The organism is Cellulomonas chitinilytica (assembly GCF_016862675.1).
GTDB classification, from domain to species: Bacteria; Actinomycetota; Actinomycetes; order Actinomycetales; family Cellulomonadaceae; genus Cellulomonas; species Cellulomonas chitinilytica.
Genome location: NZ_BONK01000005.1, coordinates 148,024 through 162,640, shown reverse-complemented (window position 1 = coordinate 162,640; position 14,617 = coordinate 148,024). Strand labels below are relative to the sequence as shown.

Here is a 14,617-nt window from a genome sequence, read left to right as displayed (position 1 = left end):
CGAGTCTAGGTCGCCGCCCCGACAGCCCCCGCGCGGGCGTATCACCGACCCGCCCGCGACGCTCCTCCGAGGGGATGACCGTCACGACCGCCACCCGTCCGCCGCGGCAGCCGCCCCAGGCCGCGACACGCACGACGACGCCGCCACGCGGCGAGATCGTCGGCCGGGACGCCGAGCTCGCCCGTGTCGAGGAGCTGGTCCGCACGCTCGACACCGGCGCGCGCTCGCTCGTCCTGGTCGGGGAGGCGGGCATCGGCAAGACGACGCTCTGGACGCACGCCGTCGCGCGCTGCCGGGACGCCGGAGCCCGGGTGCTCGTCACGCGACCCGCCGAGGAGGACCGGCACAGCGCCGGCCAGGGGCTGCGGGACCTGCTCGACGGGCACCGCCTGCCCGACGACGTCCCGAGGACGCACCTGCTGGCCGACGACCTGCCGGCGCTGGACCGGTCGCGCGCGACGCTCGACGCGCTGCGCGCCCTCGCCGGTCACGGGCCTGTCGTGGTCGCGGTGGACGACCTGCCGTGGCTGGACGACGTCACCTGGCGAGCCCTCCGGTTCGCCCTGCGACGGCTCACGGACGCGCGCGTGTCGCTGCTCGCGACCGCCCGCACGTGGGCCCCCGACACGCTCACCACCGCGGTGCCGGACGTCGGCCCCGGCGTGGACCTGCTCGCCGTCGGCGCCCTGTCCCCCGTCGACCTGCGGCGGCTCGTCGTCGCCGCCCTGCCCGGCACCAGCGCACCGTGCGCGCTCCGGGCCGGCGAGCTCGCCCACGGCAACCCCTTCTTCGCGCTCGAGCTCGCCCGCACCGCGCGTGACCCGTCGGCCCGGGCACCGCGCGACGGCGCGCCGCTCGCGGCGCTCGCCGCCCGCGTCCACGGGCTGCCGCCGGACACGCTGCACCTCGCGCGCCTCCTGGCCGTCGCCGGACCGGCGCCCGTGCCGTTCCTCGCCGCCGTCGGGCACCTCGCCGACGTCGAGCGGGCCGTGCGGCCCGGGCTCGACTCCGACACGTTCACCCTCGGGCCCGACTTCGTCCTGCGCTTCACGCACCCGCTCATCGCGACCGCCGTGCTCGCCGCGACCAACACCCTCGACGCCCGGGAGCTGCGCCGTGCGCTCGCGGACGCCGTCACCGACCCGGACACGCGGGCGGTCCACCTGGCGCGGGCCGTCGCGACGCCCGACGTCGCGGTCGCCGACGAGCTGGAGGCGGCCGCCGCCCGGGTGGCACGCCGCGGCGCACCGCAGCTCGCGGCCGACCTGCTCGCCGACGCCGCCCGCGTGACACCGCCCGGCGACGTCGAGCCGCGGGTCCGGCGCACGCTGGCCCGGATGATGCAGTGCGCCACCGCCGGCGACCTGCCCGCGGCCCTGCGCCTGGCCGACGGGCTGCTCGACGAGCTCGGGCCCGGACCGCTGCGGGCACAGGTGGTGACCGGACGGGTGGTCCTCGAGTTCACGGACGCCGAGGCGTTCCTGCGCACGTCGCTCGACGACGTCCCCGCCGACGGTCTCCCCGACCACGAGCTCCTGCGGGGCCGGCTCCTCGGGCTGCTGGGCTGGCTGCTCGGCATCCACCTGGGCAGACCGGCGGACGGCCTGCGCCACGCCTCCGACGCGCTCGCGATCGGCCGCGCGCACCGCGACACGGTTCTCGTGGCCCAGGCCGCCGCGGCCGTCGGGACGACGTCGCTGCTGCTCGGACGACGCGCCGACGACCTCGTCGAGGAAGCGGTCCGGCTCGGGCCCGAGGTCGTGCAGTCCCAGCTCGCGCTGTGGCCGCGCGTGCTGCAGGGCCGCCACCAGCTCTGGGACGGGCGCCTGCCGGCCGCCCGGACGAACCTCGAGGTGATGTACCGCAGCGCGGTCGCGAACGGCGCGGAGTTCCAGCGCTCGTACCGGCTCGCCGACCTCGCGCACGTCGCCCTCGCGCAGGGCGACCTGGACCTCGCCGCGCAGCACGCCGTCGACGGGCTCGAGGCGGCCGACGACTGCGGCGACGAACGCGCCGTCGCATGGCTCGCCTACCCGGCAGGGCTGGTCGCGGCCCTCCGCGGCGACGAGGCGGGTGCCACCTGGGGCGCGGCGCGCCTCGAGCACTGGGCGGCGCGCGTCGGTGAACGCCCCCGGTCAGCCATGGCGGGCCACGTGCGCGGCACGCTCGCCGCGTCCCGGCAGGACTGGGGGGCCGCCCTCGACCACCTGCTCGGCGCCCTCGCGCTCCTCGACCACCTCGGCTTCGCCCACCCCGGCGTCGTCCCGGTCCTCCCCCACGCCGTCGCGGCCGCGACGCACGCCGGCGCGACGGGCACCGTCGAGCACCTCGCCGACCGGCTGAGGCACCAGGCCGAGCACCTCGGCGCCCCCTGGGCCGACGCGCAGGCGCTCGCCGCCCGGGGGCAGCTCCTGCTGCTGCGCGACGACGCGGACGCCCACCCGACCCTGGCCGGCGCCCGACAGGCGATGGACGCCCTCGGGTACCACCTCGACGCCGCCCGCACCGCGGTGTTCGAGGTGGCCGCCGCGCTCCGTGCCGGGCGCCGGCTCGCGGTGCGCCAGGTGGCCGAGGACGCGCACGCCACCTTCGCCGCGCAACGCGTGCGGGGCTGGGAGACGGTCGCGCTCGACCTGCTCGCCCGCGTCCGCGGCGGACCGGACGACGAGCTCACCGCCACCGAGCAGGAGGTGGCGGGGCTGGTCTCGGCGGGCCTGCGCAACCGCGAGGTCGCCGGGCGGCTGTTCGTCAGCGAGTCGACCGTCGAGGCGCACCTCACCCGGGTCTACCGCAAGCTGGGCGTCCGCAACCGGGCCGAGCTCGTCGGGCGTCTCGGGCCTCCCGCCGCGGGTACCCGGAGCTGACCGGCGCCCTCGGCCGCGCGACGGTCACAGGTGGATCCACCCCGCGACGAGCGCGACGACGCCGACGACAGCGCCGGCGAGCGACACGACGAGGATGACGACCTCCCGCGCCGAGAACAGCCGCCGACCCTGCTCGCGCCGGGCCATGACGAACAGGATCGTCGCCGGCGCGTAGACCACGAACGAGACGAGCAGGTACGTCGGCCCGGCCGCGTACAGCAGGAACGCCGTGTACACGGTCGCCAGGGCACCGACGACGAGATCCCGACGGACGGTCGGCGAGCCCGCCGGGTACGAGTCGCGCGTCAGCACGAGCTTGAGGCCGTACGCCGCGGCCAGCAGGTACGGGACGAGCGCGAGCGAGCTCGTCAGGTTCAGCGCGAAGTCGAACGCGGACTCGGAGAACAGCGTGACGACGAGGAACACCTGCGCCAGCACCGCGGTCATCAGGAGCGCGTGCACCGGCACGTCGGCGGCGTTCACGCCGGTGAGGAACCGGGGCATGTCCCGGTCGGTCGCGGCGACGAACAGCACCTCCGCCGCCATGAGCGTCCACGCGAGGTACGCCCCCAGCACGGAGACGACGAGCCCGACGCTCACGAACGCGCGCCCCCAGCCGCCCACCGCGGCCTCGAGGACCCCGGCCATCGACGGCTGCGGCAGCCCGGCGAGCTCGCTCATCGGCAGGATCCCGTACGAGACGATCGTCACCGACGCGAACACCGCGAACACGCTGAGGAACCCGAGGACCGTCGCCCGGCCGACGTCCTGACGCCGCCGCGCGTGCCGGGAGTAGACGCTCGCGCCCTCGACGCCGAGGAACACGAACACCGTGACGAGCATCGTGCCGCGCACCTGCTCGAACAGCGACCCCGCCGAGTCGATCCCCCGCAGGTTCGCCACGAGCACGTCGACGTCCAGCGCGAACGCGCACAGCAGCACGAACACCACGATCGGGACCACCTTGGCGATCGTGACGACCCGGTTCACCGACGTCGCCGTGCGGACGCCACGACGGACCAGCCAGAAGAACACCCACAGGCCGACCGTCGACGCCACGAACGCCGCGGGCGTCCCGCCGTCGCCGAGCGCCGGGACCAGCGCCCCCGCGGTCGACATGATCAGCACCCAGTACGTGACGTTGCCGACGCACGCGCTCGCCCAGTACCCGAACGCCGAGAAGAAGCCCAGGTACTCGCCGAACCCGGCCTTCGCGTACGCGTACACCCCCGCGTCGAGGTGCGGCTTGCGCACGGCGAGGTTCTGGAAGACGAACGCCAGCATGAGCATCCCCGTGCCGGCGACCGTCCAGGCGATGAGGGCCCCGACGACCCCCGTCTCCTCTGCGAAGCGCTGCGGCAACGAGAAGACCCCGGCCCCGACCATCGACCCGACGACCATCGTCGCGAGCGTCACGACCGTCACCGGCGTCGCACGCACCCCCGGGCCCACGACGTCCCCGCGAGCCGCCGCCCCGTCCGCGTCCGACGTCCGCGTCACCGCCGTGCGCCGTCCACGTGGGACGAGGACGGGTCGGTCTCACGCAGGACGAGGTGGCCGCAGCACCGCAGGACCGCGTCACGGTCGAGCGGCCCACCGAGCGCGGACGTCACGACGTCCTGCACCTGCGGCTCCCGCAGCAGCAGGCTCGGGTGCCCGGGGACGTCGACGGGGCGCAGGTCTCCGTGCGGCAGCTCGTCGCGGACCCACTCGGCCAGCGCCGGCCAGCGGGTCGCGACCACCGTCCACAGCGCGAGCGTGCGCGGGTCGAGCGGCTCGAGCTCCGTCAGGCGCGCCGCGAACCCCACGTTGTACGCCATGAGGAACCGCTTGGTGGCGCGCGGGTTCGGCTCCAGGAGGTCCGCGTACTCCTCGAGGAGGTGGCGCTGCCGCGCCTCACGGGCGGGGTCGGTGCGCCGCGCCTCGAGGGCGACGGCCGCGAGCCGCTGCCGCTCCGCGTCACCGAGACCCTGCGCCTCGCTCAGGAGCGTCGACATGCGCTCGTCGAGCGAGTGCGCACCCGCCGTGTCGGACGGCGCGGCCCGGATCCTCTCCTCCAGGGCACCCGCGTCGACCGGTCCCGTGGCCTGCGGGACGTCGAGGAGGTGCGACAGGTAGCGCGACACCTGGGACCGGTCCAGGCGCGGCAGCTCGACCCGCAGCTGGAACAGCTTGTCGAGGAACAGGTGCCCGAGAGGCCGCCCCGGTTCGCTCACCGAGTCGGAGAACACCGCGTACGCGTTCTCGTACGCCGCACGCAACCACCGGCCGTCACCGACGGCGAGCACGATCAGCGCGGGCGGTCGCGAACGGTCCGGCCGCCCGTCGCCGCCCTCCGGCCCGGAACGCAGCAGCGTCTGGACGGCGTCGAGCAGCTCGACCGTGAACCGCTCGTTGCACCGGTCGAGGTCGTCCAGCACCAGCAGGACCGGCCGGGGCGACGCGCGGCGGATGGCCCAGATCTGGTCGACGACCTCCTCCATGGGGTTGTCGTTGAGGAGCTGGTGGACACGGGCGCCCTGCAGCGACCCGAGCGACAGGAACCGGCTCCCGAGCCCTCCGACCGCGACCACGACGGCGACCAGCGCCGTGACGACCGGGACGAGACCCGCGACGTCCGTGTACCGGGCGAGGACCGCGAGCACGACGAGCACGAGCGCCGGCGGCACCCAGATGCGCCAGAGCCGGCGGACCGACCGCCACGTCCGCCGCAGCGCGAACCCCACCCGCGCCCGCCCGTCCAGCGACTCCGCGACCCCTCGTCGGAGGTGACCGAGGATGGCCCACCACGCCGGGGACAGCTGCGACTCCCGCCAGGCGTCCAGCGAGACGACGGTCCACGCCGGGTCCCCGTCCGGCCCTTCCTCCGCCAGCGCCCGGCCGATGAAACCGACCAGGGTGCTCTTCCCCGCGCCCCACGGGGCGTCGAGATGGATCGCGAAGGCCTCCGGCCGGTCGTGGGACCTGCCCATCTCCCGCACGAGCGACGCGACCTCGACCGCGAGGCTCATCCGCCCCAGCTCGTCGTCCCCCGCCGGCTGGTCGTGCACGAGCCGCGTCCGGCCGGCCGCGGACACCGGCGGCGCGGGCTGTGAAGGCGGCGCGTGCGGTCCTGGCGGCGCGTGCGGTGCCGGCGGCACGGGCTGTGCAGGCGACGCGTCGGTCGGCAGCTCCCGCGGCGCACCGCTCGCCCCGTCCTCGTCCGGCGGGTTCGCCGCGCTCCCGTCCGTCCCGCTCGCGGCCGGCTCTCCTGCGACCGGCGCCGTGCCGTGGCCCGGGCGCACGATCGATATCGACCCGGATCCGGCGCCGACGCCGGTCTCGGCGGCGTCGTCGGCCCCGGCGGGGTCGTCGCGCCCCACCCCCGGCCCGTCGCCCTCGCCCGTGCCCGGGACGGCGAGCAGGGCGTCGGACCGCTCCGGGTCATGGACCGCCACGATGAGCTCCGCGTCGGGCGACGCGGTCCGGCGGAACCCCGCCCGCATCGCCGACAGCGCGATGTCGTCGGTCGGACCACCGACAGCTGTCCCGAGGAGCGGCGACACGACCGACCGCACCCCGACGCCACCGGCGAGCTTCCCGATCGACCCGGCGATCCCCTCGATCACCGCGGCATCCGCGGACCCGGACGGCGACTCGATGATGACCGCGTACACGAGGTGCCGGAAGGTCGACCCCGTGGGCGCCTCCTGGTGCACCACCTGACCGACCCGGAGGACCCCCGTGGGCGGCACTGCCCGGATCGAGCCCAGGTAGGTGGCCCACGGGTCGCCGACCGGGCCGCGCCCCGACGTCGGGATCACGAGCATCTCGCCCCGCTGGTCCAGGACGTCACCCGTGACGAGATGGACGACAGGCTGCTGCGTGGACTTCTTCGCCACCGTCTCCCCCGGCCGCCGCCGATACCGGACGCGACCAGTGTGCTCGCTCCCGGGCACGAGCACCCGAGGTCGCCGACGGTGCGCCGGACCGGGCCCTGGTGACCCCGCCGAGACGCCGACGGGCCCCGGGGAGGATCTCCCCGGGGCCCGTCACGTCGTGCGAGCGGAGCGTCAGGCGACGCGGCCGCCCGGGTTCTCCTCGTCGCCGATCTTGTGGACGACGATCGAGTTCGTCGAGCCCACGACGCCGACGGGCGTGCCGGCGACGACCACCACGTAGTCGCCGATCTCGGCGAGCCCGTTCGCGCGGAGCGTGGCGTCCACCTGGTTGACCATCTGGTCCGTGTTGTCGACGGACGGCACCTGGTAGGTGTTCACGCCCCAGCTGAGCGACAGCACGTTGCGCACCGAGTCGACCGGCGTGAACGCGAGCAGCGGGATCGCCGAACGCAGACGCGACATGCGACGCGCCGAGTCGCCGGACTGCGTGAACGTCACCAGGTACTTGACCCCGAGCGCCTCGCCGATCTCGGCCGCGGCCCGCGTGATCGCACCACCACGGGTGTGCGGCGTCGAGCCGAGGGGCGCGATGCGCTCGCGGCCGAGCTCCTCGGTGGCCTCGATGATCCGGGCCATCGTGCGGACCGTCTCGATCGGGTAGTCGCCGACGCTCGTCTCGCCCGAGAGCATCACCGCGTCCGCGCCGTCGAGCACCGCGTTGGCGCAGTCGGACGTCTCGGCGCGCGTCGGGCGCGGGTTCGTCGTCATCGACTCGAGCACCTGGGTGGCGACGATGACGGGCTTCGCGTTGCGGCGGGCCAGCTCGACGGCACGCTTCTGCACGAGCGGGACCTGCTCGAGGGGCAGCTCCACGCCGAGGTCGCCGCGGGCGACCATGATGCCGTCGAACCGGGCGACGATCTCCGCAAGGTTGTCGACGGCCTGCGGCTTCTCGATCTTGGCGATGACCGGGACGACCCGGCCCTCCTCCTCCATGATCCGGCGCACGTCGTCGTAGTCGGCCGCGTTGCGGACGAACGACAGCGCGATGATGTCGGCGCCGATCTGGAGGGCCCAGCGCAGGTCCGCCTCGTCCTTGTCGCTCATCGCGGGGATCGACACAGCGACGCCCGGCAGGTTGAGGCCCTTGTTGTTCGACACGGGGCCCGGGACCTCGACGCGCGTGACGACGTCGTTGCCCTCGACGGCGGTGACGCGGACGAGCACCTTGCCGTCGTCGATGAGGATCGGGTCGCCCGGCTTCACGTCGCCCGGCAGGCCCTTGAACGTCGTCCCGACGCGCTCCTTGGTGCCCTCGACCTCGTCGGTCGTGATGGTGAACACGTCACCGACGGCGAGGTCGTGCTTGCCCTCGATGAACCGCCCGAGGCGGATCTTCGGGCCCTGGAGGTCCACGAGGACGGCAACGGAACGCCCGGAGGCCTTCGCGGCCGCCCGGACGTTGTCGTACACCTTCTTGTGCGCCTCGGTGTCACCGTGGCTCCGGTTGATCCGGGCCACGTCCATCCCGGCGTCCACGAGGGCCTGGAGCTGTTCGGCGGACTCCGTGGCGGGGCCGATGGTGCAGACGATCTTTGCTCTACGCATGGGGACGAGCCTATGCCTTCCTGGTTTTTCGTGATCAGACCAAACGTCCCGGCCGACCCCCAGGGGCGGCCGGTAGGGCGACGAGGTCGAGGGGTGGTCTCAGGGGCGCATCGCCACGGTCGACGCTGTGACCGGGGCGGGCAGCTCCGTGCTTCCCGAGAGGTAGGTGTCGACGGCGGCGGCCGCGGCTCGACCTTCGGCGATCGCCCAGACGATGAGCGACTGGCCGCGGCCGGCGTCACCGGCGACGAACACGCCGGGGACCGTCGTCGCGAAGTCGTCGCCGCGCGTGACCAGACCACGCTCGGTCAGCTCGACGCCGAGCTGCTCGGTGAGCGGGTCCGTCTCCGGGCCGGTGAAGCCCATCGCGACGAGCACGAGGTCCGCCGGGATCTCCCGCTCGGTGCCGGGGGTCGGCACCCGCCGGCCGTCCGAGAGGTACTCCGTGGTCGCCAGACGCAGGCGCTCGACCTTCCCGTCGCCGAGGAACTCGACGGTCGACGCGAGGTAGTCGCGCGCGCCACCCTCCTCGTGCGACGAGGAGACCTCGAACAGGATCGGGTCCGTCGGCCACGGCTGGTGCGCGGGGCGCTCCTCCGGCGGGCGCTTGCCGATCGCGAGGGTGGTGACGGACGCCGCCCCCTGACGCAGCGCGGTGCCCAGGCAGTCCGAGCCGGTGTCGCCGCCGCCGATGATGACGACGTGCTTGCCGGCCGCGCTGATCTGGTTCTCGACCGTCCTACCGGCCGCGACCCCGTTGGCCTGGTGGAGGAACTCCATGGCGACGTGCACGCCGCCGAGCTCCTTGCCGGGCACCCGCAGCTCGCGCGGGACCGTCGCCCCGGTGGCGATGACGATCGCGTCGTAGCGAGCCTGCAGCTGCGCCCACGTGACGTCGCGGCCGATCTCGACGCCCGGGCGGAACCGGGTGCCCTCGGCCTCCATCTGCGCCAGCCGGCGGTCGATGTGGACCTTCTCGAGCTTGAAGTCGGGCACGCCGTACCGCATGAGGCCGCCGATGGCGTCGTCACGCTCGTACACGGCGACGGTGTGGCCCGCGCGCGTGAGCTGCTGGGCGGCCGCGAGCCCCGCGGGACCCGAGCCGACGACCGCGACCGTGTGCCCGGTGAGCCGCTGCGGCACCTGCGGGGTGACGAAGCCGCGCTCGTAGGCCTCGTCGATGATCGAGACCTCGATGTTCTTGATCGTCACCGCCGGCTGGTTGATGCCCAGCACGCAGCTGGACTCGCACGGCGCGGGGCAGATCCGACCGGTGAACTCCGGGAAGTTGTTCGTCGCGTGCAGTCGGTCGATCGCGTCCGACCACTGCCCGCGCCACACCAGGTCGTTCCAGTCCGGGATGAGGTTCCCGAGCGGGCAGCCGTTGTGGCAGAACGGGATGCCGCAGTCCATGCAGCGGCCCGCCTGCTCCTTGAGGAACGGCTGGCCCTCCTCCAGGTGGGCGTGCACGTCCTTCCAGTCGCGCAGACGCACCTCGACGGGACGGTTGGCCGGAAGCTCGCGCTCGCGGACCTTCAGGAAGCCGCGGGGGTCAGCCACGGGCCACCTCCAGGATCTGGTCCCACACGCCGGGCGCCGCCGGGTCGAGGCCGTCGGCCTCGGCCTGGGCGAGCGCACGACGGACGCGGGCGTACTCGGTCGGAAGGAGTCGCGTGAACCGCGCCCGGGTCGCTGCGAAGTCGTCGAGCAGCTGTGCGGCGACGGGCGAGCCCGTCTCCTCGAGGTGCGTGCGCAGGAGCTGCTCGACGTGCGCGGCGTCCTCGTCGTCGAGGGGGTCGAGGGCCAGCTCGCCGGTGCGGACCGCCTCGAGGTTGACGAGCGCGGGCACCAGGTCGAGCACGTACGCCGTGCCACCCGACATGCCGGCACCGAAGTTGCGCCCGGTCGGGCCGAGCACGAGCACGGTGCCGCCGGTCATGTACTCGCAGCCGTGGTCGCCCACGCCCTCGACGACGAGCGTCGCGCCGGAGTTGCGCACCCCGAACCGCTCGCCGACCAGGCCGCGCAGGAAGATCTGCCCGGTGGTCGCGCCGTAGCCGATGACGTTGCCCGCGACCACGTTGATCTCGCTCTGCAGCACGGCGTTGCGGTCCGGGCGGATCACGATGCGACCGCCCGAGAGGCCCTTGCCGACGTAGTCGTTCGCGTCGCCGAAGAGCCGCAGGGTCAGGCCGCGCGGCACGAACGCGCCGAACGACTGCCCGGCCGAGCCGGTGAGCGTGACGTCGATCGTGTCATCGGGCAGGCCCGCGCCGCCGAACCGCTTGGTGACCTCGTGGCCGAGCATCGTGCCGACGGTGCGGTTGACGTTGCGGACCGGCAGCGCGATGCGCACGGGCTCGCTGCGCTCGAGCGCGTCCTCGGCCAGCGCGATGAGCTGGTTGTCGAGCGCCCGGTGCAGACCGTGGTCCTGGTCCTGCGTGTGGAACAGCGCCGAGCCGGGGACGGGCTCCGGCACCGCGAGCACCGGCCCGAGGTCGAGGCCCTCGGCCTTCCAGTGGTCGATCGCCGCGCGGGTGTCCAGCAGCTCGACGTGGCCCACGGCCTCCTCGACGCTGCGGAAGCCGAGCTGCGCGAGCAGCTCACGGACCTCCTGCGCGATGAACTCCATGAACGTGACGACGAACTCGGGCTTGCCGGTGAACCGGGCCCGCAGCTCGGGGTTCTGCGTCGCGACGCCCACGGGGCACGTGTCGAGGTGGCAGACGCGCATCATGATGCAGCCCGAGACGACCAGCGGCGCGGTCGCGAAGCCGAACTCCTCGGCACCGAGCAGCGCGCCGATGACGACGTCGCGGCCGGTCTTGAGCTGGCCGTCCACCTGCACCACGACGCGGTCGCGCAGGTTGTTCAGCACGAGCGTCTGCTGGGTCTCGGCCAGGCCGATCTCCCACGGCGTGCCCGCGTGCTTGAGCGACGTCAGCGGGCTCGCACCCGTGCCGCCGTCGTGGCCCGAGATGAGCACGACGTCCGAGTGCGCCTTCGCGACGCCCGCGGCGATCGTCCCGACCCCGAACTCGCTGACGAGCTTGGTGTGGATCCGGGCCCGCGGGTTGGCGTTCTTGGCGTCGTGGATCAGCTGCGCCAGGTCCTCGATCGAGTAGATGTCGTGGTGCGGCGGCGGCGAGATCAGGCCGACACCGGGCGTCGAGTGCCGGGTCTTCGCGACCCACGGGTACACCTTGTGACCGGGGAGCTGACCACCCTCGCCGGGCTTGGCGCCCTGGGCGAGCTTGATCTGGATGTCGTCCGCGTTCGTCAGGTACTCGCTCGTCACGCCGAACCGGCCGGACGCGATCTGCTTGATCGCCGAGCGGCGCACCGGGTCGTGCAGACGCTCCGGGTCCTCGCCGCCCTCACCGGTGTTCGACTTCGCGCCGATGCTGTTCATCGCGACGGCGAGCGTCTCGTGCGCCTCGGCCGAGATCGAGCCGTACGACATGGCGCCCGTGTTGAACCGCTTGACGATCTCGCTGACGGGCTCGACCTCGTCGAGCGCGACGGGCTCGCGCACGCCGTCCTTGAAGGAGAGCAGACCGCGCAGCGTCATGAGCCGCGACGCCTGGTCGTCGACCCGGCTCGTGTACTGGCGGAAGATGTCCATCTGCCGCGTCCGGGTGGAGTGCTGCAGCCGGAACACCGTCTCGGGGTCGAACAGGTGGTCCTCGCCGTCGCGACGCCACTGGTACTCGCCGCCGACGGCCAGCCGCTGGTGCGCGAGCCGGTTGCCGCTCGCCGGGTACGCGTCGGCGTGCCGGGCCGCGACCTCGGCCGCGATGACGTCGAGACCGATGCCGCCGAGCCGGCTCGTCGTGCCGGTGAAGTACCGGTCGACGAGCGCGTGCGACAGTCCGATCGCCTCGAACACCTGCGCGCCGCGGTACGACGCGATCGTCGAGATGCCCATCTTCGACATGACCTTGAGGACGCCCTTGCCGAGCGCCTTGATGAGGTTCGCGACCGCCTTCTGCGGGCCGACGGCCCCGAGGTAGCCGTTGCGCGCGAGGTCCTCGACCGTCTCCATGGCGAGGTACGGGTTCACCGCGGCCGCGCCGTAGCCGATCAGGAGCGCGACGTGGTGCACCTCGCGGACGTCGCCGGCCTCGACGACGAGCGAGATCTGCGTGCGGGTGTGCCGACGCAGCGTGTGGTGGTGCACCGCGGACAGCAGCAGCAGCGACGGGATCGGCGCGAGGTCGGCGTCCGAGTTCCGGTCCGACAGCACGAGGAAGCTCACGCCGTCCGCGACGGCCGCGTCGACCTCCGCGAAGATCTCCTCGAGGCGCTGCTCGAGCGCCTCGCCGCCGCCCTCGGCGCGGTACAGGCCGCGGATCGTGGTCGCGCGGAAGCCGAGCGCCGGCTCCTTCTGGACGTGCACGATCTTCGCGAGCTGGTCGTTGTCGATGACCGGGAACGGCAGGATCAGCTTGCGGGCGTGCCCCGGGCCGTCCTCGAGCAGGTTCGGCTCCGGGCCGATGGCTCCGCCGATCGCGGTGACGAGCTCCTCGCGGATCGCGTCGAGCGGCGGGTTCGTGACCTGCGCGAACATCTGCGTGAAGTAGTCGAACAGCAGCCGCGGGCGGCTCGACAGCACCGCGACGGGCGTGTCCGAGCCCATGGCACCGAGCGGCTCCGCGCCGTTGGCGGCCATCGGGCTGAGCAGGATCTTCAGCTCCTCCTCGGTGTACCCGAACGCGCGCTGCCGGCGGCGCACCGACGCGGCGGAGTGCGCCACGTGCTCGCGGTCCGGCAGCTGCTCGAGGAACACCGAGTTGTCGCGCACCCACTCCGCGTACGGCCGCTGGGCGGCGAGCTGCGCCTTGATCTCCTGGTCCTCGACGATCCGGCCCTTGCCGGTGTCGACGAGGAACATGCGACCGGGCTCGAGGCGACCCTTCGCGACGACCGTCGCGGGGTCGATGTCGAGCACGCCGGCCTCCGAGGCGCAGACCACGAGGCCGTCCTCGGTGACCCAGAACCGCCCGGGACGCAGGCCGTTGCGGTCCTGCACCGAGCCCACGAGCGTGCCGTCCGTGAACGTCATCGCCGCCGGGCCGTCCCACGGCTCCATCAGCGTCGAGTGGTACTCGTAGAACGAGCGGCGCGCGGGGTCCATCTGGGCGTGGTTCTCCCACGCCTCCGGGATCATCATCATGACCGCGTGCGGCAGCGAGCGGCCCGACAGGTGCAGCAGCTCGAGGACCTCGTCGAAGCTGCCCGAGTCAGAGCCGCCGGGCGTACAGACGGGCAGCAGCGGGGCCAGGTCGCCGAGCGCCTCGCTGGCGAGCGTGCCCTCGCGGGCCGCCATCCAGTTCCGGTTGCCGCGGACCGTGTTGATCTCGCCGTTGTGCGCGACCATCCGGAACGGCTGCGCGAGCGGCCACGACGGGAACGTGTTCGTCGAGAAGCGCGAGTGCACGAGGGCGATCTCGCTCGCGTAGCGCGGGTCCGACAGGTCGGCGAAGAACGGCTCGAGCTGCCCGGTGGTGAGCATGCCCTTGTACGCGATGGTCCGCGACGACAGCGACGCGAAGTACACGCCGAGCTCGCGCTCGGTCCGCTTGCGCAACCGGTACGCCCGCCGGTCGAGCTCGATGCCGGACAGCTCCCGCGAGGGGTCCGCGACGACGAGCTGGCGGAACACTGGCATCGAGGCGCGCGCCGTCGGCCCGACGAGGTCGGCCGTGACCGTGACGTCGCGCCACGCCAGCACGTCGAGCTTCTCCTCGGCCGCGACCGACTCGATCGCCGCGACGACCGTGCGCTGCTCGGTCTCGTCGACCGGCAGGAACGCCATGCCGATCGCGTAGAAGCCCGCCGGGGGCAGGTCCGCGTCGACGACGTCGCGCAGGAACGCGTCCGGGATCTGCGTGAGGATGCCGGCGCCGTCGCCGCTGTCCTCCTCGGCGCCGACCGCACCGCGGTGGTCGAGGTTGAGCAGCGCGGTCAGCCCGGCGTCGACGATGTCGCGACCGGGGGTACCACGGAGCGTGGCGACGAACGCGAAACCGCACGCGTCGTGCTCGGTGGACGGGTCGTAGAGACCCTGCCTCACCGGGGCGGCCGACGCGGGTGCGTCGGGGCTCACGGGCGACGTCGACATCAGCACCGTCCTCACGGGTCCCCGGGGGCGGGGATTAGCACGAACATGGGGAACGCGGGACGTCGTCGGCCCAGACGTGTGGGCGACGATACAACCCGGACTGATCCGTGGCCGCATCGCCGCTCGTGATGAGGCGGCTC

At 73.6% G+C, this 14,617-nt stretch carries 6 protein-coding genes; 1 reads left to right on the top strand and 5 read right to left on the bottom strand.

Annotated features, from left to right (window positions below; genetic code table 11):
* The first annotated feature begins 74 nt into the window (after positions 1 to 74).
* Complete coding sequence (locus tag Cch01nite_RS09010; protein WP_203751613.1) at positions 75 to 2,864, top strand: helix-turn-helix transcriptional regulator; 2,790 nt, start codon at positions 75 to 77, stop codon at positions 2,862 to 2,864.
* A gap of 24 nt (positions 2,865 to 2,888) precedes the next feature.
* Here Cch01nite_RS09010 and Cch01nite_RS09005 read toward each other — a convergent pair whose 3' ends face one another.
* The 5 genes from Cch01nite_RS09005 to gltB all read right to left on the bottom strand — a co-directional run bounded on the left by Cch01nite_RS09005 (position 2,889) and on the right by gltB (position 14,477).
* The gene (locus tag Cch01nite_RS09005; protein ID WP_275407182.1) at positions 2,889 to 4,280 is read right to left on the bottom strand and encodes a basic amino acid/polyamine antiporter; all 1,392 of its coding nucleotides are present in this window, start codon (positions 4,278 to 4,280) and stop codon (positions 2,889 to 2,891) included.
* An 80-nt stretch (positions 4,281 to 4,360) separates the two neighbouring features.
* Positions 4,361 to 6,745 carry a P-loop NTPase fold protein gene (locus Cch01nite_RS09000; protein ID WP_203751607.1) on the bottom strand — a complete coding sequence of 795 codons (2,385 nt, stop codon included), beginning with the start codon at positions 6,743 to 6,745 and terminating at the stop codon, positions 4,361 to 4,363.
* A gap of 171 nt (positions 6,746 to 6,916) precedes the next feature.
* The gene (pyk, locus tag Cch01nite_RS08995) at positions 6,917 to 8,353 is read right to left on the bottom strand and encodes a pyruvate kinase (RefSeq protein ID WP_203751604.1); all 1,437 of its coding nucleotides are present in this window, start codon (positions 8,351 to 8,353) and stop codon (positions 6,917 to 6,919) included.
* Positions 8,354 to 8,452: 99 nt separating this feature from the next.
* Complete coding sequence (locus Cch01nite_RS08990; protein WP_203751601.1) at positions 8,453 to 9,913, bottom strand: glutamate synthase subunit beta; 1,461 nt, start codon at positions 9,911 to 9,913, stop codon at positions 8,453 to 8,455.
* Positions 9,906 to 14,477 (bottom strand): glutamate synthase large subunit, encoded by a 4,572-nt coding sequence (gltB, locus tag Cch01nite_RS08985; RefSeq protein WP_203751598.1) that lies wholly within the window; start codon positions 14,475 to 14,477, stop codon positions 9,906 to 9,908. The genes Cch01nite_RS08990 and gltB overlap by 8 nt, the downstream gene beginning before the upstream one ends.
* Positions 14,478 to 14,617 lie beyond the last annotated feature (140 nt).

What these genes read in the sequence shown, in the direction of transcription:
- Cch01nite_RS09010 (WP_203751613.1), top strand. Translation starts at nt 75, where the DNA reads ATGACCGTCACGACCGCCACCCGTCCGCCGCGGCAGCCGCCCCAGGCC.
- pyk (WP_203751604.1), bottom strand. Translation starts at nt 8,353, where the DNA reads ATGCGTAGAGCAAAGATCGTCTGCACCATCGGCCCCGCCACGGAGTCC.
- gltB (WP_203751598.1), bottom strand. Translation starts at nt 14,477, where the DNA reads ATGTCGACGTCGCCCGTGAGCCCCGACGCACCCGCGTCGGCCGCCCCG.